Annotated in this window: 19 protein-coding genes and 1 pseudogene; 10 read left to right on the top strand and 10 right to left on the bottom strand. The window is 71.4% G+C overall.

All coding sequences use genetic code 11. From position 1 onward, the window contains the following. From cseB to RPQ07_RS04000, 3 genes are all read right to left on the bottom strand, one after another. The gene (gene cseB, locus RPQ07_RS04010; RefSeq protein ID WP_313942597.1) at window positions 1–714 is read right to left on the bottom strand and encodes a two-component system response regulator CseB; all 714 of its coding nucleotides are present in this window, start codon (window positions 712–714) and stop codon (window positions 1–3) included. Then, window positions 714–1,460: a hypothetical protein gene (locus RPQ07_RS04005; RefSeq protein ID WP_313942596.1), complete on the bottom strand. Its 747-nt coding sequence runs from the start codon at window positions 1,458–1,460 to the stop codon at window positions 714–716. Before RPQ07_RS04005 ends, cseB begins: the two co-directional genes overlap by 1 nt. 163 nt (window positions 1,461–1,623) lie before the next feature. Then, window positions 1,624–2,616 carry an aldo/keto reductase gene (locus RPQ07_RS04000; RefSeq protein ID WP_313942595.1) on the bottom strand — a complete coding sequence of 331 codons (993 nt, stop codon included), beginning with the start codon at window positions 2,614–2,616 and terminating at the stop codon, window positions 1,624–1,626. Window positions 2,617–2,787: 171 nt separating this feature from the next. Here RPQ07_RS04000 and RPQ07_RS03995 point away from each other — a divergent pair, with 171 nt between their 5' ends. Together RPQ07_RS03995 and RPQ07_RS03990 are read left to right on the top strand one after the other, a co-directional pair. Further along, entirely contained in the window at window positions 2,788–3,228 is a 441-nt protein-coding gene (locus tag RPQ07_RS03995) for an SPW repeat protein (RefSeq protein WP_313942594.1), read from the top strand. Window positions 3,229–3,427: 199 nt separating this feature from the next. Beyond that, window positions 3,428–4,654 carry an MFS transporter gene (locus RPQ07_RS03990; protein ID WP_313942593.1) on the top strand — a complete coding sequence of 409 codons (1,227 nt, stop codon included), beginning with the start codon at window positions 3,428–3,430 and terminating at the stop codon, window positions 4,652–4,654. Window positions 4,655–4,748: 94 nt separating this feature from the next. On the opposite strand, the pseudogene RPQ07_RS03985 reads toward RPQ07_RS03990, so the two are convergent. Both RPQ07_RS03985 and RPQ07_RS03980 read right to left on the bottom strand, forming a co-directional pair. Next, window positions 4,749–5,712: pseudogene (locus tag RPQ07_RS03985) on the bottom strand (endonuclease/exonuclease/phosphatase family protein). 139 nt (window positions 5,713–5,851) lie between these two features. Then, window positions 5,852–6,298: an SRPBCC family protein gene (locus tag RPQ07_RS03980; RefSeq protein ID WP_313942592.1), complete on the bottom strand. Its 447-nt coding sequence runs from the start codon at window positions 6,296–6,298 to the stop codon at window positions 5,852–5,854. A gap of 192 nt (window positions 6,299–6,490) precedes the next feature. Between RPQ07_RS03980 and RPQ07_RS03975 the strand changes: the two genes are divergently transcribed. Together RPQ07_RS03975 and RPQ07_RS03970 are read left to right on the top strand one after the other, a co-directional pair. Next, window positions 6,491–7,423, top strand: a complete 933-nt coding sequence (locus tag RPQ07_RS03975) for a lytic polysaccharide monooxygenase (protein ID WP_313942591.1) — start codon at window positions 6,491–6,493, stop codon at window positions 7,421–7,423. Between the two features lie 123 nt (window positions 7,424–7,546). Continuing rightward, a complete protein-coding gene (locus RPQ07_RS03970) occupies window positions 7,547–8,518 on the top strand; it encodes a TIGR03557 family F420-dependent LLM class oxidoreductase (protein ID WP_313942590.1) in 972 nt (323 codons plus the stop codon). A gap of 22 nt (window positions 8,519–8,540) precedes the next feature. Here the strand turns inward: RPQ07_RS03970 and RPQ07_RS03965 are convergent, their stop codons facing one another. Then, window positions 8,541–9,266: a DUF2470 domain-containing protein gene (locus tag RPQ07_RS03965; RefSeq protein WP_313942589.1), complete on the bottom strand. Its 726-nt coding sequence runs from the start codon at window positions 9,264–9,266 to the stop codon at window positions 8,541–8,543. 146 nt (window positions 9,267–9,412) lie between these two features. Here RPQ07_RS03965 and RPQ07_RS03960 point away from each other — a divergent pair, with 146 nt between their 5' ends. Then, window positions 9,413–9,991, top strand: coding sequence for a YdeI/OmpD-associated family protein (locus RPQ07_RS03960; RefSeq protein WP_313942588.1), 579 nt, complete (start codon window positions 9,413–9,415; stop codon window positions 9,989–9,991). Between the two features lie 110 nt (window positions 9,992–10,101). Here the strand turns inward: RPQ07_RS03960 and RPQ07_RS03955 are convergent, their stop codons facing one another. Next, complete coding sequence (locus tag RPQ07_RS03955) at window positions 10,102–11,070, bottom strand: zinc-binding dehydrogenase (protein WP_313942587.1); 969 nt, start codon at window positions 11,068–11,070, stop codon at window positions 10,102–10,104. Window positions 11,071–11,300: 230 nt separating this feature from the next. Here RPQ07_RS03955 and RPQ07_RS03950 point away from each other — a divergent pair, with 230 nt between their 5' ends. Continuing rightward, window positions 11,301–11,915: a histidine kinase gene (locus RPQ07_RS03950; RefSeq protein ID WP_313942586.1), complete on the top strand. Its 615-nt coding sequence runs from the start codon at window positions 11,301–11,303 to the stop codon at window positions 11,913–11,915. A 17-nt stretch (window positions 11,916–11,932) separates the two neighbouring features. After that, on the top strand, window positions 11,933–13,315 hold the full coding sequence (locus RPQ07_RS03945) for a diacylglycerol/lipid kinase family protein (RefSeq protein ID WP_313942585.1): 1,383 nt from the start codon (window positions 11,933–11,935) through the stop codon (window positions 13,313–13,315). 93 nt (window positions 13,316–13,408) lie between these two features. On the opposite strand, the gene RPQ07_RS03940 is transcribed toward RPQ07_RS03945, so the two are convergent. Together RPQ07_RS03940 and RPQ07_RS03935 are read right to left on the bottom strand one after the other, a co-directional pair. Next, on the bottom strand, window positions 13,409–14,914 hold the full coding sequence (locus tag RPQ07_RS03940; protein WP_313942584.1) for a glutamate synthase subunit beta: 1,506 nt from the start codon (window positions 14,912–14,914) through the stop codon (window positions 13,409–13,411). 170 nt (window positions 14,915–15,084) lie between these two features. Continuing rightward, window positions 15,085–17,043: a TetM/TetW/TetO/TetS family tetracycline resistance ribosomal protection protein gene (locus tag RPQ07_RS03935; RefSeq protein ID WP_313942583.1), complete on the bottom strand. Its 1,959-nt coding sequence runs from the start codon at window positions 17,041–17,043 to the stop codon at window positions 15,085–15,087. Between the two features lie 286 nt (window positions 17,044–17,329). On the opposite strand from RPQ07_RS03935, the gene RPQ07_RS03930 reads away from it, so the two are divergent. The 3 genes from RPQ07_RS03930 to RPQ07_RS03920 all read left to right on the top strand — a co-directional run bounded on the left by RPQ07_RS03930 (window position 17,330) and on the right by RPQ07_RS03920 (window position 20,517). Continuing rightward, window positions 17,330–18,580, top strand: coding sequence for an FUSC family protein (locus RPQ07_RS03930; RefSeq protein WP_313942582.1), 1,251 nt, complete (start codon window positions 17,330–17,332; stop codon window positions 18,578–18,580). A 167-nt stretch (window positions 18,581–18,747) separates the two neighbouring features. Continuing rightward, window positions 18,748–19,110 carry a DUF3040 domain-containing protein gene (locus RPQ07_RS03925; protein WP_313942581.1) on the top strand — a complete coding sequence of 121 codons (363 nt, stop codon included), beginning with the start codon at window positions 18,748–18,750 and terminating at the stop codon, window positions 19,108–19,110. A 594-nt stretch (window positions 19,111–19,704) separates the two neighbouring features. Then, entirely contained in the window at window positions 19,705–20,517 is an 813-nt protein-coding gene (locus RPQ07_RS03920) for a VOC family protein (protein WP_313948775.1), read from the top strand. Window positions 20,518–20,578: 61 nt separating this feature from the next. Here the strand turns inward: RPQ07_RS03920 and RPQ07_RS03915 are convergent, their stop codons facing one another. After that, window positions 20,579–21,547 (bottom strand): iron-containing redox enzyme family protein, encoded by a 969-nt coding sequence (locus RPQ07_RS03915; protein ID WP_413777822.1) that lies wholly within the window; start codon window positions 21,545–21,547, stop codon window positions 20,579–20,581. Window positions 21,548–21,576 lie beyond the last annotated feature (29 nt).

The raw sequence follows: 21,576 nt of genomic DNA, 5'->3' as shown, positions 1-21,576 counted from the left end.
TCAGCGCCGGAACTTGTAGCCGAAGCCGCGGACCGTCTCGATCCGGTCGGATCCGATCTTCGCCCGCAGCCGCTGCACATGGAGGTCGACGACCCGGGTGTCGCCGTGCCAGGCGTGGTCCCACACCCGGCTGAGCAGCGTCCGGCGTTCGAGCACCACCCCCGGGGAGGCGGCGAATTCGAGCAGCATCCGCAGTTCGGTGGGGGTGAGGGCGACCGGCTTCCCGTCGCGGAGCACGTCCATGCCGCGGGTGTCGACGGTCAGTTCGCCGAAGACGAGAACCGCGGTCTCCGGAGTCGTGTCGGAGACCGGGGTGAAGGACGCGCGACGCAGCAGGGAGCGGATACGGGCCACGAGCACCGAGCTCTCGCACGGTTTGACGACATAGTCGTCGGCGCCGGCCTCCAGTCCGGAGACGACGTCGAGGGAGTCGCCGCGCGCGGACATCATCAGGATCGGGGCGAGGCTGAACTCCCGGATACGGCGGCAGAGTCCGATGCCGTCGAGGTGCGGCAGCATCACGTCGAGGAGCAGCAGATCCGGGTTCCGCTCCCGGAAGATCTCCAGGCCGGTCAGGCCGTCGGCGGCCGTGGAGACGGTGAAGCCGTACCGCTCCAGCAGCATGCGGACGGTGCTGCGGATGACCTCGTCGTCCTCGACGAGCAGCAGATGTGCCTCGTCGGCCGTGCCGGGGGATATGTGAGGGCTGCTCATCATGGCGTCCTGGTCGGGGGGATCGGTGTCGCGGGGTTCGGGGGGAGCGGGGTCGCGTCTGCCGGGGGCACCGGTGTCCCGGAGGGCTCGTCATCGCCGAGCGCGTCCTGCGGTGCGGTCGCGACGAGTTCGGTGCCGTTCCAGCGGTAGCGGGTGGTGAAGCGGCCGTCCTTGCCGGTCGAGGACAGGATCAGGTCGTTGCCGAGGGTCACGCCCGTGGCGCCGATGGTGTTCCAGCTGATGAGGATCGGCCGGACGGACGTGCCGAAGGCCCGGTAGACCTGGATCAGCGTCAGGCCGCCGACCGGATCGTCGAGGGCCACCACCAGTTCGTCCCTGCCGTCGTCGGTGAGATCCCGGTACGCGGGTGTGCGCAGGCCGCAGCTGCCGCCGGGGCAGCTCTGCAGAGCGGTACGTACGAGCTGCGGGACGTTGGGGTCCTGGTCCAGCAGTCGCAGGACGGAAACCCGCCGGAGGTCACCGGCGGGCACCTCGATGCCCTTGACGTTCACATAGCGCCGGTAGGGGGCGGCGGTCTCACCCTCGTCGGGGGTGGGTCCCTCGTACCGGGGCCACAGCGGTGAGGCGGAGATGGGCGGCGACACCTGAGGGACGGCGCCGTCGTCCCGGGCGCCGGTGTCGGCAGCGCACCCGGCGATGCCCGCGGCCGTCAGGCAGACGGCGAGAGCGGCCGGCACCGGCCGCCGGAAGCGGTGGGCGCCGGTGCGGCGGGGGGAGTGGCGCATAGGCCCATCACCCTACCGGCGGGGGTTCCGGGCCCCTCCGGTAGGTGCGGGAGGGGCCGGGGCACGCGAGGGCTGCCGGCGGTCGTGCGCGGTCCGTGGGCCGGGTGCTGCGGAGGGTCGTGCGGCCGGGAGGTGCCGACGGCCGTGCGGCCGAGGGCCGGGTCTACCAGCGGTGGTGGACCTGAGCGCGGATCCGGCGGTCGTAGAGGTCGCGCACCGCGTCCAGCGTGACCTGCGGCAGTGGGTCCAGGGCCGCCGCCGCGGCGTTGGCGCGCGCCTGCTCGGCGGACCGGGCGCCCGGGATGACGCTCGTGACACCGGGCTGCTGCATGATCCACCGCAGGGCGGTGCCGGCCGGTGTCGCTCCTTCGGGAGCGAGCGCGGCGAACTCCGCCGCGGCCTCGACGCCCGTGGCGTAGTCGACGCCGGAGAAGGTCTCGCCCTGGTCGAAGGCCTCACCGTGCCGGTTGTAGGTGCGGTGGTCGTCGGCCGTGAAGACCGTGTCCTTGGTGTACTTGCCCGACAGCAGACCGGACGCGAGCGGTACCCGCGCGATGATGCCGACACCCGCCTCCGCGGCGGCGGGCAGGACCTCTTCCAGGGGCTTGAGCCGGAAGGGGTTGAGGATGATCTGGACGCTCGCCGTGCCCGGGCGTGCGATGGCGGTGAGGGCTTCGGCGCAGGTCTCGACGCTGACCCCGTAGGCCGCGATCCGCTTCTCCGCCACAAGCGTGTCGAGCGCGTCGAAGACGGCGTCGGAGGAGTACACGGAGGACGGCGGGCAGTGCAGCTGCACCAGGTCGAGGGTGTCCACACCCAGGTTCCGGCGGGAACGGTCGTTCCAGGCACGGAAGTTGTCGAGGACGTAGTTCTCGGGGAGCTGGTCGACGCGGCGGCCCATCTTGGTGGCGACGACGATGCCGGCGTCCGGCCGCTCCCGCAGATAGCGGCCGATCAGCTGCTCGCTGCGGCCGTCGCCGTACACATCGGCGGTGTCGAAGAAGGTGACGCCCGCGTCCACGGCGGCGTCGAGCACGGCGAGGGCGTCCTCCTCGCGGACATCCCCCCAGTCCGCGCCGAGCTGCCATGTGCCCAGCCCCACGACGGAGACGTTCCGACCGGTCCTGCCCAAGACGCGCTGTTCCATGACCGGCATCCTATTCAGCCTCTTTCGCCATCAGGCGTCCTGGGGGCAGGCGGGTACCGGATATCGGAATCTATTGCTCCGGATCACTACACATAAGGAACAGATAAGCGCAAACTGGAGGAGCGTGGCTCTGCCGCGCGGCGCGGTCCGACTTGCAGCGAGAAGAAGGAGGCGAGTCGCATGGCCGACGTTTCACACAGGGGAGACCTCGCGGGTCATCCCGACATCGACGAAATGCAGGACCGCTACGCGCGGGTGCTCGGAGGGCGCGATGTGGCCCTGGTGGACGGCCCGGTGTTCCTGGTCGGCCTCGCCTGTGCGGTGTCCCCATGGGTGGTCCACTTCGCGGGCAACCAGCCGGCACTCGCGATGCACAACCTGATCATGGGTATCGCCATAGCGGTGCTCGCGATCGGTTTCACCGTCATGCCGGCGCGGATGTACGGCCTGAGCGGGGCGATGTGCGCCATGGGCGTGTGGTTGATCATCGCACCCTGGATCGTGGGCAGCAGCCCGGACGCGGGAGTGATCTGGACCAACATCATCATCGGCGGTCTCACCTTCCTGCTGGGGCTGGTCTGCACGGCCGTCGCGATGAGGAGCAGTCGCACCTCCATGTGACGGCGCTTTCCTCGACGGGATGTGCGCAGAGCGCCGGTCGGCCCGCCCCGTGGCGGGTCGACCGGCTTCGCCGGTGAACTCACGCCGGTAAATGGCCCAGTCGATACGAGCCCAAGTGGCCAGTGTTCTGGGCCATTCGGCTTCCTAGGGTGAAGGGCAGAGCGGCCGGAAGGACGGTCGCACCCTCCCGAGGAGCCGCATGCCCCTGCGTATCGTGCCGCCGAGCGGATCCCCGCGGACGCTCGCCCTCGCCCAGCTGGTGAACTCGCTGGGCGACGGCGCCTATTACGTCTGCTCCGCCCTGTACTTCGCCCGGGTCGTCGGACTCTCACCGGCCCGGATCGGCCTGGGCCTCACCGTGGCCTGGGGCATCGGCTCACTCGCGGGCGTCGCACTCGGTCAGCTCGCCGACCGCAGAGGGCCGCGGCCGACGGCGGTCGTCCTGGCGCTCGCCACTTCGGCCTCCGTCGCCTCGTTCCTCTTCGTGCGCTCCTTCCCCCTCTTCCTGCTGGCCGCCTGCTGCTACGCAACGGCCCAGTGCGGACTGGCCGCTGCCCGCCAGGCGCTGCTCGCCTCCCTGGTGGCGAAGGAGGAGCGGACCGGAACGCTCGCGTACCTCCAGTCGACGCTCAATGCCGGGCTCGCCGTCGGCGCCGCTCTCGGCGGCGTCGCCCTGCACTTCGGCAGCCGCGAGGCGTATCTGTCGGTCTTCGTCCTCGACGCAGCGGCCTTCGCGCTCTGCGCCCTGGTCCTGCTGAGGCTGCCCGATGTCCGAGTCGGCCGCCCGCCGCACCGGACCGCCGCGCAGCAGGCGGTGTTCCGTGATCTTCCCTACGCCGTGGTGACCTTCCTCAACATGATCATGCTGCTGCGCATGCCGCTGATCAGCCTCGCCATCCCGCTGTGGATCGTGGAGCGGGCATCGGCCCCCGGCTGGACCGTCTCCGCACTGCTGGTGCTCAACACCGGTGCGGTGATGCTCTTCCAGGTCCGCACGGCCGCCGCCGTACGCGATCTGCCCAGCGCCACCAGGACAGTTCGGCGCGGGGGCGTGGCGATGCTCGCCTCCTGCGCGGTCTTCGCCCTCTCGGCCGCCGCGGGAGTACCGGCCCGGGTCGCCGTCGCCGTGCTGCTCGCCGGGGCAGCGCTGCAGGTGTGGGGCGAGATGATGCAGTCGGCCGGCGCCTGGCAGATCAGCTTCGACCTCGCCCCCGCCGGGCGGCACGGCCAGTACCAGGGCTTCTTCGGCGCGGGTGTGCCCGTGGCGCGGATGCTGGGGCCTGTTCTGCTGACCACGCTGGTCGTCGGCCTGGGTGTCGTCGGGTGGCTGATCCTGGGCGCGCTGTTCCTCGCGGCCGGACTGGCCATGGGACCTGCGGTGCGCCGGGCCGGAAAGGCCAGGACGGCGACGGCGTACGCCGTGTGACGGATCGTGTCGGTCGCGCAGGGCCACATCGCCAAGGGCCACATCGCCCAGGGACAGCGGCCGGCGTCAGTGGCCCCGTCCCAGCCGTCCACCGTCAGTCGCCGAGCCGTATCCAGACCGGTGCGTGGTCGGAGCCCGTGGCATCGCGGCGCTCCGTGGGAACCTCGTCCACCGACGGCAGCGGCGGCGGTTCGGCGGGCGGCGCCGACGATGCCGGTGCCCGCCGCGGCGACCCGGTCGAGGAGCTGATGGCTGATCAGGATGTGGTCGATCAGCTCGGGCCGCCCCGCGTGAACACGGGAGTAGCGACGGTCCTCGGGTATCCACTGCGCCACGTTCCACAGGCGCATCGCATCGCCCTTGTCCTCGCGCAGGAAGCCCGGGGTGCCGATCTCGGAGCCCGGCGGGCCGTGCAGGATCTGCGTCGTGGCGGCGGCCGGCTCGTCGTTGAGGTCACCCAGGACGACCACGGCCCGCTCCTTGCCCTGTTCCTCCAGCAGCTCGTCGGCCACGGACCGCAGGGTCACCGCCTCGGCGCCGCGGCGGAACAGCGCGTAGGCCGCGTACCGCGCACGCTCGCCCTCGTCGTGCGGCTGGAACCGGTTGCCGGGAAAGGTGAGCAGCTTGGACTTCAGATGACAGACGGCCACCCACATCTGCGGCCCGTCGTCGGGCTCGACGCGTACGGCGAGCGCCCCGCGGCCCATCCTGGCGGTCGGGTCGGCGCTGTCGTCGCTCTGCACGGCACGCAGGCGCTGCGGAAACGTCTGGGCGTCGGAGACGACGTCGAGCGGATGCCTGCTGAGGAATCCGACCCGGATGCCCCGGCCGTCGGGATGCTCCGACAGCGCCGTGTGCCAGGTGCCGGGCAGCAGACCCACCAGATCCTGCAGCGCCTCGGGATCGCCGACCTCCTGGATGCCGAGGACCGTCGGTCCGAGCGCTTCGAGCGTGGCGGCGAGGGCGGCGAGTTTCGCTTCGTAGACGACCCCGTCCCGCGGCCCGTACGGCCCTCCGGGCCGGTAGAGGTTCTCGAGGTTCCATGTCCCGAGGAGCATGGCCGGCTCCCGTCCTGTGACTGCCCGGACTGCCATCGTGACAGTGCGGGGCGGGAGCGGCCAGTGCGCGGACGCGGACCGTCCAGCTCCGCTCGGGGCGGCCGGCCGGGTGGCGGAGGGCCGGGTCGGGGAGTGTCCCTCAGGACGCTTCGGCGGCCGTCTTGATCCGCTGTCCGAAGGCATCCGCGTCCTTGCGGGCGGCGCTCACGGCGAGACCGGCGAGGGCCTTGCCGACGCCGTGGCCCTCCAGGACGTTGAAGATGCGCACCTTGGTGGTTCCCGGGCCGGTGGACTCGAGGTCGTAGCCGCCTTCCTTCGCGGTCACGAGGTTCTTCGACGTCTCGGCCCAGCGGATTCTGGTGGGAGCCGTGAACTCGGTGATGCGGAACTCGCGCTTGGTGGTGAGTCCGGCGTCCTTGACGGTGCTCGTGAAAACGGTCCCGACGGTCGTCGGTCCCGGCGGCGTCTTGTCGATCTTCTGCACCCTCGGGCTGAACTTGGGGTCGTTCGTACCGTCGCCGAGGAAGGCGAACACCTCCTCGATGGGGCGGTTGACCTCGACCGTTGCCTCGAACTGACCGGCCATGATTCCTCCACTGACTGCTCGTGACGCGCTGCGGGGTTCAGGGCAGCTCTCCAGGCCCATGAGCAGTGTCCCAGCACGGGAGCGGGCCGTCGCTGTGACGGGAGGGACGGCTCTGCCATCGGGGTGAACAGCGCGGTGGGCGCGCGCGTAATACACGGCAGGCCGCCGGGCCGCCAAGGAGGTCTGCCGAGAATGACCGCGCATCGCACCGCCACCGTCGCCGCGCTCGTCGGCGTCGTGCCGCTCGTGCTCACGACGCTCGCCGCGGGGCCGGTGCACGCCCACGGAGCGCCCACCGACCCGCTCAGCAGGATCGCCGCGTGCGGTCCCGAGGGGACCCGGCAGGGATCGGCGGCCTGCCGCACGGCCGTCGCGGCCAACGGCGGCGCGGCCTTCGGCGCATGGGACAACCTCCGAGTGGCCGACGTGCGCGGCAGGGACCGCCAGGTCATCCCGGACGGGCAGCTGTGCAGCGCGGGACTGCGTGACTACCGGGGACTGGACGCGACACGTGTGGACTGGCCCAGCACACCGCTGAAGGCGGGTGCCGGCCTCACGATGACCTACCGGTCGACGATCCCGCACCGGGGCACGTTCAGCCTGTATCTCACCAAGCAGGGCTATGATCCGGCCGCTCCGCTGCGCTGGTCGGATCTGCAGAGCGAGCCGTTCGCGAGGGTGACCGATCCCGCGCTCAGGGACGGGGCGTACCGCATCCGCGGGACGCTCCCCGCCGGGCTGAGGGGGCGTCATGTGCTGTACACGATCTGGCGGAACACCGATACGCCGGACACCTACTACTCCTGCTCCGACGTAGTGCTGCGGGGCGAGGAGAACACCCCGCCGGCGCGGCCCGCGCCCGAGGAGGCGGCTCCTCCACCTGAGAAGCAGCCGGCCACCCCCGAGCCCCCGGCGGCCGAGGCGTCGGAGGCCGGGCAGGCCCCGCCGTCGCAGGCGTCCACGCCACCGCCCGTACGGGAACAGCCCGTCGTCGGGGGAGCGGGGCGCCCGCAGGCCGTGGCGGACACCGCGAAGGACCACTCCACCGTCCTCATCGGCGCCGTGGCCGCCGTGCTCGCGCTGATCGCCGTGAGCACCTCCGTGCTGCTGCGCAGGCGCCGGTAGCGGCAGGCGCCGCCCCGGGGACGGTGAGGGGCGCTTCCTCCGTTCAGCGGCTCCGGCCCGTTAAGGACCTCCGCGGCGGGGTACCTCTGCGCGGACCGGACGGCGCGACGGGGCGAGGAGCTCATGAAGATCGGGTACAAGCTGGCGGCCGAGGCGTTCGGCCCGGCCGAACTGGTACGGCAGGCGGTTCTGGCGGAGCAGGCGGGCTTCGACTTCGTCGAGATCAGTGACCACTTCCACCCCTGGCTGGACAACCAGGGGCACTCCCCGTTCGCCTGGACCGTCCTCGGCACGATCGCCGCCAGGACCGAGCGCATCGAGCTCGCCACCGGCGTGACCTGTCCGACCATCCGCTACCACCCCGCGATCATCGCGCAGGCGGCGGCGACGCTCGCGCTGCTGTCGGACGGCCGCTTCACCCTCGGCGTCGGTTCGGGGGAGCGGCTCAACGAGCACGTCGTCGGCCGCGGCTACCCGGCCGTGGCCGAACGCCATCAGCTGCTGCGCGAGGCACTGGAGATCATCCGGCTGCTCTGGCGCGGCGGCTACCGGTCGTACGAGGGCAAGCACCTGCGTCTCGAGGACGCCCGGGTCTTCGACCTGCCCGACGAACTGCCGCCGATCGCGGTGGCCGTGAGCGGCAAGGCGTCAACGGCGATCGCGGCGGAGCTGGGTGACGCGCTGTTCGCCACCGAGCCCGACCCGGAGATCGTCCGGCAGTACCGCGCCGCCGGTGGCGACGGACCGGGATACGCGGAGGTACCCCTCGCCTGGGCACCCGACGAACACACCGCGGCACGGGCCGCGTTGGAGACCACTCGCTGGGCGTTGACGGGCTGGAAGGTGATGAGCGAGCTGCCCAACCCGGTCAACTTCGACGCGGCGACCGGCACGGTGCGCGAGGAGGACATCCTCGAACACTTCGCCTGCGGCTCCGACCCGGAACGCCATGTCGCGGTGGCGCAGCCGTACGTCGACGCCGGCTTCGACCGCCTGGTCATGATGAACTCCGGCCCGGACCCTGACGGGTTCATCGACTTCTACCGGCGGGAACTCGACAGCCGTATGCGGCAATTGAAGCCGAGCGGCGCCTGAGGCTTCGGAGGGATGCGGAGGCCTACGAGTCGCTCAACAGCCGGCTCCGCGGTGAGCGGTGCCGTGCCGCGTTGAGCAGTGCGTGGATGCGTACGCCCGCCTGGTCGATGTCCTTGATGGGCGCGGGGAACGGCAGGCGGGCGTCCTGGTGGGAGCGTGCGTACTCCAGACGCAGGGTGATGCCGTACCGGTCGATGGCGACGGGCAGGGCGCGCTGCACGCCCAGCACCAGACGCGGCTTCACCAGACGCAGCAGCAGTCCGACGATGTCGCTGTGGTCGTCCACCAGGTGCGTCAGCATGCCGGCCTCGCAGGTGGCCAGGGGATCGGTGTCGGCCTCCATCAGCTCTTCGAGGCCGACGGTGATCCGCTCCTCTCCCGTGTCGAGGACGGCGTGTGCCAGCTCCATGCACCGGCTCCCCGCCGGCGCCGCGTGCCGCGGGGCCGTCAGCAGCCGCCCCGCCAGGAGGACACGGGCGCGGACCCGGTCGCGCACGGGAGTCGGCGCGATGTCGGTGAACTCCAGCGTGGCGCGCGTATAACCGTCCGCGGTGCCGTCCGCGCCGGCATCGTCCGCGTCCGTCGGGGGGTGGAGGTGGATGTGCTCGGTGGCGCCGGGCCCGTGCAGCCGGGAGACCTCGGTACGCCCCTCGTCCGTGACGATGGTCATCGAGTCGGCTGCCATCAGGATCGACCGGATTCGTTCCGCGCTGGTCGGCTGCGCGACGGGGGTGGTGAACAGGCGCATCCAGATCTCCGCTGTCGAGGGTACTTAGGTATGCCTTACCTAACCATCTCTCCGTGTCTGTGCCAAGCTCGCGCGCCGCGACCACGGGTGCGCGAAACTGGGCCGGAGTGGCAACGCCCGGCCGGGCGCGGGCGGACGGAGGGTGCATGGAGCCGATCGACGGGGTGGAGGTCCTCTTCTTCGAGGACGACGACCGGCTGGAGGCCTGGCTCGCCGAGCATCACGGCCTTGCGGCAGGGGTGTGGCTGAAGCTCGCCAAGAAGAGCTCGGGGATCCGGTCCGTGACGCCCGGTCAGGTCATCGACGTCGCCCTCTGTTATGGCTGGATCGACGGTCAGCGTCGCTCGCTCGACGCGACGTACTACCTGCAGAAGATCACCCCTCGACGGCCGAGGAGCCAGTGGTCCCAGGTCAATGTCGGCAAGGTCGCCGCGCTCGAGGAGGCCGGAAGGATGCGGGACCCGGGCCGGGCGCAGGTCGAGGCGGCCAAGGCCGACGGCCGTTGGGACGCGGCGTACGAATCCCAGAGGACGGCGCGTGTGCCGCCCGACCTGGCGGCTGCCCTGGACGCCGCCGAGAAGGCGAAGGCCTTCTTCGAGCGGCTCAACAAGACCGACCGCTACGGGGTGATCCTCCAGCTGCTGCGGGCGCGTACGCCCACGGCGAGGGCGGCGAAACTGGAGTCGGTGATGGCCCTGCTGGAGGCGGAGCGCAGGCCTCAATAGGCCATCCGCCGCAGACCCGCGCCCGAGAGCCCCGGCGCGTGTCCGGGCGCGCCGGGTCCGCGTTCGCTCGCCTCGCGGGCGGGCGCGGGTCCTGTCCTGCCGCGCGCCGGTCACGGAATGAGCAGCGCCTTGCCGGGGATCGAACGGGCCTCGATCGCACGGTGGGCATCGGCCGCCCGGGACAGCGGGAACTCCCGCGCGATGACCGGGCGCAGCCGCCCCGCCGCGGCCTCGGCCAGCGCCTTCGTCGCCAGCCGCACCACGTCCGACGCTCCGAACTGCACGTCCGCGATTCCCCGGAGGGTGATGCCCCGCGCCCGCGCGCTCTCCTCGTCGAGCTCGGCGAACCCGCCGCTCGACGCGCCATGGGCCGACACGCGGCCGCCGTCCGCCACGAGAGTGAAGGCGCGGGCGCCGAGTTCGCCGCCGACCCCGTCCAGCAGCACATCCACGGGCTGCCCCCCGAACGCCTCACGGACGTCATCCGTCCAGCCGTCCGCGCTGTAGTCGACGACGGCATCGGCGCCCAGCCGCTTCACCAGCGCCAGCTTCTGCTCCCCGCGCGCAGCCCCGACGAGCCGTGCCCCGGCCGCGTGCGCGAGCTGAACCAACAGAGTGCCCATGCCGCCCGCGGCCCCCAGGACGAGCACCCGGTCGCCCGGTGTGATGCCCGCCGCCTCCGCGATGCCGATGCCGGTCACACCGTCGTGGGCGAGGGCGGCTGCCTCCCGCGGGCCGAGGCCTTCGGGAACCGGCACCAGCCGGTCGACCCCGGTCCGGACGAGTTCGGCGTACGTACCTCTCGTGCCCGCCCCGGCCAGCACCCTGCGCCCGGTCCACGACGGGTCGACCCCGGGACCGGTGGCGACGACGACCCCGGCCGCGGCGCCTCCCGGCACGTACGGCGGGGTGATGCCGAACGCCTCGCCCCAGCCGCCACGGATCTGCGTCTCGACGAAGATGGTGTCGATTGCCTCGGCCCGTACGACGACCTCTCCGTCCCCTGCCACCGGGTCCGGCTCCTCCACCGGCACCAGCACCTCGGGACCCCCGTACCCGTCCACACGGATCGCGCGCATGCGGTCACACCTCACCTCGGTCGCGGCCGGGATCCCGGCCCTGCGGTCAGGTCTCGAGTCTCGAACGTCAACCACGCTTGAGGTCAACCCGCGCACAGCGGCCCTGCCCCCCGGAGCACCCCGGACCCGGACGCCGGGCGGCGACAGGAGGGTGCGAGCACAATGAGCTTGCGAGTGGTGGGGGCTCCTCGACCGTGATCCGCTGGGTGAGCGCCGAGAAAGGAACGACCATGTCCCATGACTCCTCCGTGTCGCCCGAGGCCTCCGATTCCTCCGACGACACGGTCCTCTTCCTCACCTTCGGGGACCCCAGCCACGCCTACGAGGCCTTCCACCTCGTCACCGAGCTCCCCGGTGTCGACCAGGCGGCGATCATGGAGCGCTCCCCGGCCGGCTTCCTGTCGGTGCCGGAAAGCTATACGTCGTCGGCCGGCCGCTCCACGCTCCTCGGCGGATCGATCGGTGCGCTGCTCGGTCTGCTCGGTGGCCCGGTCGGGCTGCTGTTCGGCTGGGGCGCGGGAACCATGATCGGGATGGTGGCGGACAACGACGCCGCCGCGGACTCGGTCGACAGCCTCACCTACTTCAGTCGCGGCGTCGCCGACGGCACCAACGTCCTGATCGTCGGCATGACCGAGACGGACCCCGCCGTCGTCGACACCATGGCCGCGCGCCTCGGCGGCACGGTCGTCCGGGTCCCGGCCGAGGAGGTGACCGCCGAGGTGAGGGCCGCGCAGGACGCCGCCGCCACGGCGGTGCGGGAGGCGCGCAGGCAGCATCGGGAGAGCCGGGGTACGGAATTCCGGGAGAAGGTCGGCGCCCTGTTCCACCACCAGGGCTCCTGACGGCGGTCGCGCCCCCGATGCCTGCCGCAGCGGACCGGGACGACTCGACGCGCCGACCGCGCCCCGTCGAGCGACTTGCCGCGTCCGTCTCCCTGGTGGCGCTGCCGGCAGCGCTGATCATCCTTGTCGTCGGAGCCTTCAGGAACTGGGCCGCCCTGCTCGCGGCCGTCGTGGCACTGCTCGTCGGTGTGATCGCCGGCTGGCACGTCGTCACACGCAAGAGGCTGCGGCGCGCCGCGGCAGGCCTGGTCGCCGTCCTCGCGTTCGTCGTCCTGCTCGCCGCCGGGATTCTCGCGGACCTCGATCTGTCGCGGGTCGCGGTGATCCTCGTGCTGATCGCGCTGTCCGCGGCGACGGCACGCATCGCACTGCGACGGCGTGCCAGGACGGCGGTCACTCGACCCGCACCGAGGCCTGCCCGGCCGGTCCTGCTGATGAACCCGAGGTCCGGCGGCGGCAAGGTCGAGAAGTTCGGGCTGGCCGGTGAATGCCGCCGCCGCGGAATCGAGGCAGTCCCGCTGCGGCCCGGCGAGGACCTGAGGGAACTCGCCGAGGAAGCCGTCGCGCGAGGAGCCGACGCGCTGGGCATGGCCGGCGGGGACGGCTCTCACGCGGTCGTCGCGGAGGTCGCCGCAGCCCACGGGATTCCGTACATCGTGGTCCCCGCGGGCACACGCAACCACCTCGCGCTCGACCTCGGCCTGAACCGCGACGACGTGGTCGGCGCCCTCGACGCGTTCACCGACGGGACGGAGCGGCGGATCGACCTGGCGACCGTCAACGGCCGCGTCTTCGTCAACAACGCCTCACTCGGCCTGTACGCGCACGTGGTGCAGACGCCCCGCTACCGCGATGCCAAGCTCCGAACCGCCGCGGAGACCATGTCCGACTTCCTCGGCCCGGACGCCGTCCCGCCCGATCTGCGCTTCACGGGACCCGACGGCACCGAATACTCCACCGCCCAGCTGATTCTCGTCTCCAACGGCCCCTATCTGCTCGATCGCCTGGAAGGCCTCGGCACCCGCGAGCGCATGGATTCCGGACGGCTCGGCGTGGTGACGCTGACGGTCCGCGACGCCTCCGAAGCCGTACGGTTCGCCACCCTCCAGGCGACCGGGCAGATCCGCCGGTTCCCCGGTTGGCGCCAGTGGACCGCGGAGCGGTTCGAGGTGCGATCGGGTGGCCCGCTGGCCGTCGGAGTCGACGGCGAGGCGGTGACGTTCGAGCCGCCGGTCGTGTTCGCCGTACGTCCGGGTGCTCTGCGCCTGCGGGTGCCCCGGCACGCGGTCGGCGTCTCGCCGGCGGGCAGGGCGGTCCATCTGCTCTCACGGTCGACCGTCGCCGCTCTCGTCGCGGTGTGCCTGGGCCGCGCGCCCGACGGGACCGGCAGGAAGCCTTAGCCGGGGCGCGCCGGTGACCGCGGGTCGCCCCTGCCGCCGTGAAATGTCGTGCAGGGAAGCGGAGTTCGGCCCTTGGCGCGAGGCACGCCCGAATCACGCCACCAGCGGCCGGTCGTGGGGTGCCACCGGCGCCGGCAGCACGGTGGAACCACTCAGATAGCTGTCCGTCGCCGCCGCGGCAGAGCGGCCCTCCGCGATGGCCCACACCACGAGTGACTGCCCGCGCCCCGCGTCACCGGCGACGAAGACCCCGTCCGCGCGTGAGCGTGCCGGCCCGGCCCGCTCGACCGTCTCGGCCGCGAAGCAGGCGTTCCTGGCGAAGTTGCCCCGGTCGTCCAGCGTCAGCCCGAGCTGTGCGATCAGGCCGCTGTCACGCTCGGGACCGGAGAAGCCCAGGGCGAGGAGCACGAGGTCCGCGGGGATCCGCTGCTCGGTGTCCGGACGCGGCTCTCTGGCCGTGGGTTCCACCTCCGTCAGATGCAGCGCGCCCACCTGTCCCGCGCGGCCCTCTTCGAAGCGCAGGGTGGCGGAGGAGAAGACCCGTGGATCCGTACCCTCACGACCCCGTGCCTCCTCATGCGCGTGGGAGATCCGGTAGACCTTCGGGTACACGGGCCAGGGTTCGGTGGCACGTCTCGCTTCGCCGGGCTCGGGATTGATGTCCAGCTGTACGACGGAGGCCGCGCCCTGGCGCAGGACCGTGCCCAGACAGTCGGAGCCGGTGTCACCGCCGCCGATGATCACCACGTGCTTGTCCGCCGCGGTGACGGGTGGCGCGGCGTAGTCGCCCTCGCACACCCGGTTGGCGAAGGTGAGGTAGTCCATCGCCTGGTGGATGCCCGACAGCTCCCGGCCGGGGACGGGCAGCTCCCGCTGCTCCCGCGCACCCACGGCGAGGATCACGGCGTCGTGCCGTCGGAGGAGTTCGGTGGCGTCGAGATCGCCGCCCACGTCCACGCCCGTACGGAACTTGGTGCCCTCCGCCCGCATCTGGCCGAGCCGCCGGTCCAGGTGCTGCTTCTCCATCTTGAAGGCGGGGATGCCGTAGCGCAGCAGTCCGCCGATGCGGTCGGCGCGCTCGTACACGGCGACGGTGTGACCGATACGCGTGAGCTGCTGCGCCGCCGCCAGCCCGGCCGGTCCGGAGCCGACCACGGCCACGGTCTTCCCGCTGAGACGCTCGGGCGGCTGTGGGGAGGCGTAACCGCGGGCCCAGATCTCGTCCGCGATGGCGTTCTCGACGTTCTTGATCGTCACCGGGTCGGCATTGATGGTCAGTACGCAGGCGTCCTCACACGGCGCCGGGCACAGCCGCCCGGTGAACTCCGGGAAATTGTTCGTCGCGTGCAGCCGCTCCGCCGCGTCGCGCCAGCTGCCGCGGGTCGCGTAGGCGTTCCACTCCGGGATCAGATTCCCGAGGGGGCAGCCGTGGTGGCAGAACGGGATGCCGCAGTCCATGCAGCGTCCGGCCTGCTCGGCGATGAGGGGCAGCTGCGACTGCCCGGCGTAGACCTCGTCCCAGTCGTTCAACCGCTCTGTCACGGGGCGGGGCGGGACGGGCCGCCGGGGGATTCTGAGGAAGCCGAAAGGATCGGTCATGCGCCGCCTCCATGCGCACACGCGGTGCATTACGGCCTTCTCGTCAGCGTACGCCTGCTTTGTGCCGCTTTCAGTCGCCCATCGCCCGGGTGAGGGGCAGGGCAAAGGGGCCCGGTGGGGCCCGGCGGTGCGGTCCGGGCACCGGGGACGAGGGGGTGCGTCGGCCGGCGCTACGACCGGGCAAGCGGGTCCGGAGCCGTCCGCGGCCGGGTCGGCACGGTGCCCACCACCGGCTGGTGGCGTGCGAACTCCGTCTCCAGCACCCCCTCTCCCCGGCTCAGAGCGGGCAGTTGCTGTTGCAGCGCGTGCACGGACGCCGCCGGGATCTCGCCCTCCAGGACGTAGGACATCCCCCGCGGCACAGGCGTGCTCAGGTTCGCCCGCAGGCTTCCCAGTACCGGCAGAAGCTGCCCCAGCAGATCGGCCGGGAATTCGAGCCGGAACCGGTGCATCGGCTCGTACACCTGCGTGCCGGCCTCGCGCAGAGCGCTCATCAGAACCATGGGCGTCAGATGACGGAAATCGCCCGCCGTACTGGACATGCTCTTGTCGAAAACGGCATGGGAATGGCTCTGCCTCGCCCAGTAGCCGGAATGCGTCATGGTGACGGTGCAGTCGGTGACCTCCCAACCATGAATTCCCTCCCGCAATGTCTCCGGCACGGTCTCCGCGACCGCTGTGATGAAGGAATACGGCAGCGATCCGAGTTCGATCTCCAGCCGGAATTCCACACCGGATCCGACCGGGGCCGGGTCGACGCGCAGACCGATCGTCGCCAGGAAAGGGTTGGGGTCCGTGTCGATGATCTGGAGTGCGGTGCCCGTGCCGACCGGTCGTTCGAGACAGATGGTGGTCGTTTCGCGGAAGGTCACGTGCACCCCGAAATCGGCGGCCAGAGTCGCCTGAATGACCTCCTTCTGCACCTCTCCGTAGAGCGAGACCGCGACCTCCTGACGCAGGTCGTCCTGGCGCAGATCGATCAACGGGTCCTGCTCGGCGAGCCGGCTGAGCGCTGCGTGCATGGCGCCCTTGTCGGCGGCCCGGACGGGCACGACAACCGTCTCCAGCGTCGGCGGGGCGAAGTGGTGGCCGTTCGCGGGAGAGTCGGGCGGGAAGCCGATCGCATCACCGATGCGGACGTCGTGCAGACCCCACAGCTTGCCGATCTGCCCGGCCGTGACCGCGGGGCTGCGTACGGCCGGGCCCCTGTCGAACACCTGGATCGCGGTCACCTTGCCCTCCGCGTCGGACCGGACCGGCAACCGGTCCCGTGTCCGCACGGTGCCCGACAGCATCCGGACGTACGCGATCTTCTCGCCCGCCGGGCCGCGCTCCACCTTGAACACCGTCCCGGAGACCGGCCCGTCGCGGTCGCCCTCACCCGCCGGCAGCAGCTCGCGCACCCCGGCGATCAGCGTGTCCACACCGGCGCCCGTGATGGCGGAGCCGAAGAACACAGGATGGACCTGTGCCCGTGCGGTCTGCGCGGCAAGCTCGGCGCGGAGCAGGTCGTACGACACCGCCGCCTCGTCCCGCACATACGCCGCGAGCAGCGCGTCGTCCTGTCCGGAGAGCAGATCGACCAGCCGGGTCGTGAAGGCGGGGTCGGCCGCCATGGACGGGGTGAAGGAGGCGTCACTCGTCCCCGGAGCGTCGACCGTCCCCATCGGGATCACGGCCTCGGTCAGCTTTCCGGAGACGCTCCGCAGCACGCGCTCGGGATCAGCGCCACCACGGTCGATCTTGTTCACGAAGACGAGGGTGGGGATACGCAGCCGGCGCAGGGTCCGCATCAGCACTCGCGTCTGCGCCTGGACGCCCTCCACGGCGGAGACGACGAGCACCGCACCGTCGAGCACACTCAGCACCCGCTCGACCTCGGCGATGAAGTCCGGGTGTCCGGGAGTGTCGATGAGATTGACGGTGATGTCGTCCACGGCGAAGGAGACGACCGCGGATTTGATGGTGATACCGCGTTGCCGTTCCAGGGCCAGTGAATCGGTCTGGGTATTGCCGTCGTCGACGCTGCCGATCGCGTCGATGACACCGGCGGTGTGCAGAAGCCGCTCGGTCAGGCTGGTCTTACCGGCGTCGACATGCGCCAGAATTCCCAAGTTCAACGTACGCACGAACTGTCATGTCCTCTGGGTAGATGGAAATTCCCTTCTCGATGGACATGAGAGTTCCTCGCATAACCGTCTCCTCGGTCGTTCGGTGGCGCCGGCCGTTTCGGCCGTCGTTCGCCGGACGATTCCAGCAGCGGCCCGTGGCGTCGGGCAACCGAATTACGCGGCGGGCGCGGCACGGGCACAGCACGAGGCGGCCGGGCCCGACGGTCGCCGGACCCGGACCCGGACCCGGACCCGGTCCATCGGGCCGTCAGCCGTCGGTGTCGCCGTCCGGCACCCACGAGCCGTGGCAGTCGAGAAGCGGATGATTCATCGCCTGCCGGGCGGAAACCCGCTCTCTGTCGACCTCACCATCCGACGGAAGTTGTGGCGCGTAGTGACGATGAGCTGGTGGCGCAGAGCGGCCTGGGAGGTGTCCGCGGTACGGGGCTCCGTACACCGGGCCCTGACCGGCCCGGGGCCCGAACGAGATGTGACCGTCCAGGCACTCAAAGCGGCGGGCGCCGCCCTGCTCGCCTGGGCACTCGTCGGCTGGTGGTGGGACGCGCCGATGGCGCTGATGGCGCCCTGGAGTGCGGTGGTGCTCGTCCAGAGCACGGTCTACCGGTCACTGCGCGCCGGACTCCAGCAGATGATCCTCATCGGTCTCGGCACACTGCTGGCGGCCGGTGCCGCCTCCCTGACCGGCAACACGACGGCGGCGATGGCCATCGCCCTGCCGGTGGCGGTACTCATCGGCACCTACGCGCGCTTCGGCGAGCAGGGCGTGTACGCCTCCACGACCGTGCTGTTCGTCCTCGCCTACGGCTCGTACTCCAGCTCCGACATCTGGCACCGGCTGCTCGAATCGCTGGTCGGAGCGCTCATCGGTATCGGGGTGAACGCGCTGATCCTGCCCCCGGTGCACCTTCGCGACGTACGCGACTGCCTCCACCGGCTGCCCCGCGACAGCGCAGAGCTGCTGCGCACCATGGCGGACGACGTCGAGCGCGGCTACGACCGGCACAGCGCGGAGCGGTGGTACGAACGGGCCCAGCGGCTGATACGCCTCCTGGACGACCTGCGCAACGCGCGGACCTGGACCCGCGAGAGCTACCGCTTCAACCCGGGCTACCGGATGCGGCGCTCGGTGCCCGCTCTGCCGTCGAGCGAGTGGGACGCGCTGTGGCAGCGCATCGCCGATCGCCTGATGTCGATCACCGGCAAGCTCGTCGACACGGCCGGCGAGGACCGCAGGCTGGCGGCACCGCCCGATCCGGTACTCGTGCGGCTGCGGGAGCTGCTGACCGCGGTGGCCGAGGTGTGCGAGGCGGACGAGGAGGCGCTCACCGAACCGGGCCCACACCCCGCCTCACAGCGCGAGACCGCGGTGCAGAGCGCCTGGGACGCCCTGGCGGACCTCAAACGCCGTCTGCACGATCACGACACGGAGACCGCGACGGCGATCGGCGGGCTCGTGGCCGACGTGCAACTGCTTCTGTACGACCTCGCCGCCCCGCGCCCGACTGAAGCTGCCCCCACCGGGTATGCGCAGTGAGACAAAATCCGGCAGTGGGCCAGCGAATCCGCCGGTTGTCGCGCACACTTGAGGGGAAGGTGCTCGCCATGACCGTGGTCCGGGCCGGCACCCGACGCTGGGGAACATCGTCCGGGGAGACGACTGGACCCTGAGATGTCTTCTGCGAGCGTAGGGAGGCGCCAGTCATGGACGGAGCCGGACTTTCGGAGCCCGAGCGGGTGATCCTGGCTGAGATCGAGCGCGAGCTGCGCACCGACGAAGCCCTGGACCGCCGACTGCGGACCATGCGCCCGACGGCACCTGTGGGAGGAGCCTTCGGCTCGTTCCGCGGATTCCGGCTGGCGACACTGGCATCTTTGCTGTCCGCCGTGGCGGTGATGCTGTTCGTCATGGCCGCCGTCAGTTCAACTCCCGTTCTGCTGTGGGTCTTTGCCGGCGTGTGGGTGCTCACCGCGGTCTGCCTGCTCCAACTGGCCTGCCGCTGGGGCGCGCGACGACTCACGACCCGGCGCGGAGTGCCTGCCGAGACGTCGGCCCACGAGAGCTGACGACCGACATCGCGCGGTTCTGACGCGACGTGGGACGGGGCCGTGTATCACCACGGCCCCGTCCGCTGTCGTTGGTCCTGCGCGAGAGACTTCGTTGCGGACCCCCTGAGTCGGCGGCGAACTCCCCCTGCCGGCAGGGCCCATTGCTGTACCTGGCGGGCTGTCTGGCTGCCGACCCGTCGGGCCTTCGGCCGCCGGTTCCGCCGCTGCCGAAGAAGCCGCCGGATTCGCGGCATCGCGCCGCCTGTCGCCGGGCGCGGACCTCCACCCCTGGGTCCCGCAGCCGCCGAGCTCATGGGGTGTCAGCCGTTCTTCGTTCGCCCCGACGCCCTCGGGCTCCCGCCGTGCCTCGACGTGAGTCCGCTGCGGGCCACGTGGGCGGATCCTCGGGACACGGCGGCCGGCACCCCGGCGTGCACTCACGCGCCCGACCACATTGCAGCGGTCCGGCAGGGGCGGCCCCGGAGACGCCCGACCATGGTCTCGCGGCGATCCGACGGACCCATCGTTTCGGTGACCTCCCGGATGGATCGCCCGGATCCGGGTACCCATCGGCTGACGACAGCCCGCCTCGATCCCTGGACACCCAGCGTGATGGACAAAAAGCCGACGACGACGCAGACGGCCCCAGGCGTGACCACGAGCCACGAGGTGTTCGGCGCACCCTGCTGGATCACCCTCATGGCGCGCGACCTGCCGGCCGCTCAGGCCTTCTACGGCGCGGTCCTCGGGTGGGATTTCCGGCGGGCCCGGCTGGGTGACGACTTCAGCCTCGCGCTCTACGAGGGAACTCCTGTCGCGGGCATCGGAGCGCTGGCCCCCGCCCTGCGTGTGCCCGTGGCCTGGACGCCGTACTTCGCCGTCTCCGACGTCGACCGGACCGCCGCCCGCATCCGCGAACGCAGTGCCACCGTCGCCGTCGGGCCGCTGCGCTTCCCGGTGGGCCGCGGAGCCCTCGCGGCCGACCGCGACGGCGCCGTCTTCGGGATCTGGGAGGGCCAGCTCGTCTCCGACTGGCAGGCCTGGCGCAAGAACGCACCTGCTTGGCTGCGCCTGCGGACCCGCAATGCGTTCGACGCGGCGATCTTCTACGGACAGGTGCTCGAATGGGCCTGTGACCGGCCGGGCTGCTGCGATGTCGACTACGAGCAGGACGAGGTCGTGCTGAGCCAGCACGGGCAGGTCCTCGCCCGGCTCAGCTCGGGAGCGGTCGACACCGCCCCCGACCCGCTGATCCAGCCCCGCTGGCACATCCACTTCCCGGTGCGGGACGTCGCCGCGACCACGGCGGCGGCCGTCCGCCACGGAGGGTCCGTACTGCGGGAGGGGCCGACGCCCTACGGCACGGAGGCGACGCTGCTGGACCCGGACGGGGCACTGTTCACCGTCACGAGCCGGCCGCACTGAGCGGTCCGCCCGGAACGCTCGGGTACGGGTGGGGTCTGAGACCCCACCCGCCCCATCGATCTCACAGCGGCTTACGCAGAGTCGACTCCCCCTTGCGCCACGACCTCAGCAGCCGGTCGCCCAGCCTGGCGTCGGCCCACTCCGTCGCGTCGATGCCGAAGGCCACGTCCGCCTCCAGCCACGGTTCCTCCTCGAGGAGCCCCGCGATCACCTCACGCCTCACCACCTGCTCGTGCACCGCGTCCGCCTCCACGTGCTCCGCGTAGAAGTGGACGGCGGCCGGGCCCGCCTCCAGCCGCCGCATGGCCGCGGCCATCCGGCGTGAGCCGGGCGACGACGTCACTTCGACGGCCGCGAAGTGCCCCACCAGGGCCCCACGCAGTGCTCGGTGCAGCCCGAACAGGGACATCAGATTGGCGAGCGTCAGCATCTCGGAGGCCGCCGCGTCGACGTAGTGCCCGTACGACGTGTCCAGGCCGAGATCCGCCATCAGGTCGGCGAACAGCTGGGCGTGCACACGCTCCGCGCGGCCCGCACCGAACTCGTCGTACTCCACCGCGACCATGGCCGCCTTCGCCCTGCCCCACAGCCGGGGGATGACCCAGGCGTGCGGGTCGGCCTCCTTGAGGTGGTAGAGCGAGCGCTGGGCTGCGTACTCGCGCAGCTGCCACACCTCGCCCTCGTCCTTCAGATAGTGCGAGGTCCCGGCGCCGTCGACCGGCTCGACCAGGATCTCCTCCAGCGCTTCCGTCACGCTCTCGCGCCGGGGTACGTCGGCACGGAGCGCGGTCAGGAAGCGCTGCTCCATCGCGCCGCGCAGCCGCAGCAGTTCGGGATCCCACTCCCAGTCCGGATCGACACCCGCGAATCCCCGGTAGTGGAGCTCGTAGCAGAGGTAGAGGGCGAGCTGCAGATCGTCGCCGTACGGTTCCGCCCGCCCGACCGCGTCGGCCGGGGGGAGCGGCGTACCGGGCCGGGAGCGCAGGGCGGTCGCGACGGCGGAGGACAGGTCACCCCGGTGCTCGGGCAGGACGGGCCCGGCCGACCGCCCGTCGTCGG

The sequence above is a fragment of the Streptomyces sp. AM8-1-1 genome, from assembly GCF_032229325.1.
Lineage (GTDB): Bacteria > Actinomycetota > Actinomycetes > Streptomycetales > Streptomycetaceae > Streptomyces > Streptomyces achmelvichensis.
Note: the sequence above shows the minus strand (reverse complement) of the source record. Positions and strands in the feature narration are given on the sequence as shown.

Excerpts from the sequence above, each read along its gene's own strand:
- cseB (WP_313942597.1), bottom strand. The coding sequence starts at position 714 with ATGAGCAGCCCTCACATATCCCCCGGCACGGCCGACGAGGCACATCTG.
- RPQ07_RS04005 (WP_313942596.1), bottom strand. The coding sequence starts at position 1,460 with ATGCGCCACTCCCCCCGCCGCACCGGCGCCCACCGCTTCCGGCGGCCG.
- RPQ07_RS04000 (WP_313942595.1), bottom strand. The coding sequence starts at position 2,616 with ATGCCGGTCATGGAACAGCGCGTCTTGGGCAGGACCGGTCGGAACGTC.
- RPQ07_RS03995 (WP_313942594.1), top strand. The coding sequence starts at position 2,788 with ATGGCCGACGTTTCACACAGGGGAGACCTCGCGGGTCATCCCGACATC.
- RPQ07_RS03990 (WP_313942593.1), top strand. The coding sequence starts at position 3,428 with ATGCCCCTGCGTATCGTGCCGCCGAGCGGATCCCCGCGGACGCTCGCC.
- RPQ07_RS03980 (WP_313942592.1), bottom strand. The coding sequence starts at position 6,298 with ATGGCCGGTCAGTTCGAGGCAACGGTCGAGGTCAACCGCCCCATCGAG.
- RPQ07_RS03975 (WP_313942591.1), top strand. The coding sequence starts at position 6,491 with ATGACCGCGCATCGCACCGCCACCGTCGCCGCGCTCGTCGGCGTCGTG.
- RPQ07_RS03970 (WP_313942590.1), top strand. The coding sequence starts at position 7,547 with ATGAAGATCGGGTACAAGCTGGCGGCCGAGGCGTTCGGCCCGGCCGAA.
- RPQ07_RS03965 (WP_313942589.1), bottom strand. The coding sequence starts at position 9,266 with ATGCGCCTGTTCACCACCCCCGTCGCGCAGCCGACCAGCGCGGAACGA.
- RPQ07_RS03960 (WP_313942588.1), top strand. The coding sequence starts at position 9,413 with ATGGAGCCGATCGACGGGGTGGAGGTCCTCTTCTTCGAGGACGACGAC.
- RPQ07_RS03955 (WP_313942587.1), bottom strand. The coding sequence starts at position 11,070 with ATGCGCGCGATCCGTGTGGACGGGTACGGGGGTCCCGAGGTGCTGGTG.
- RPQ07_RS03950 (WP_313942586.1), top strand. The coding sequence starts at position 11,301 with ATGTCCCATGACTCCTCCGTGTCGCCCGAGGCCTCCGATTCCTCCGAC.
- RPQ07_RS03945 (WP_313942585.1), top strand. The coding sequence starts at position 11,933 with ATGCCTGCCGCAGCGGACCGGGACGACTCGACGCGCCGACCGCGCCCC.
- RPQ07_RS03940 (WP_313942584.1), bottom strand. The coding sequence starts at position 14,914 with ATGACCGATCCTTTCGGCTTCCTCAGAATCCCCCGGCGGCCCGTCCCG.
- RPQ07_RS03925 (WP_313942581.1), top strand. The coding sequence starts at position 18,748 with ATGGACGGAGCCGGACTTTCGGAGCCCGAGCGGGTGATCCTGGCTGAG.
- RPQ07_RS03920 (WP_313948775.1), top strand. The coding sequence starts at position 19,705 with ATGGACAAAAAGCCGACGACGACGCAGACGGCCCCAGGCGTGACCACG.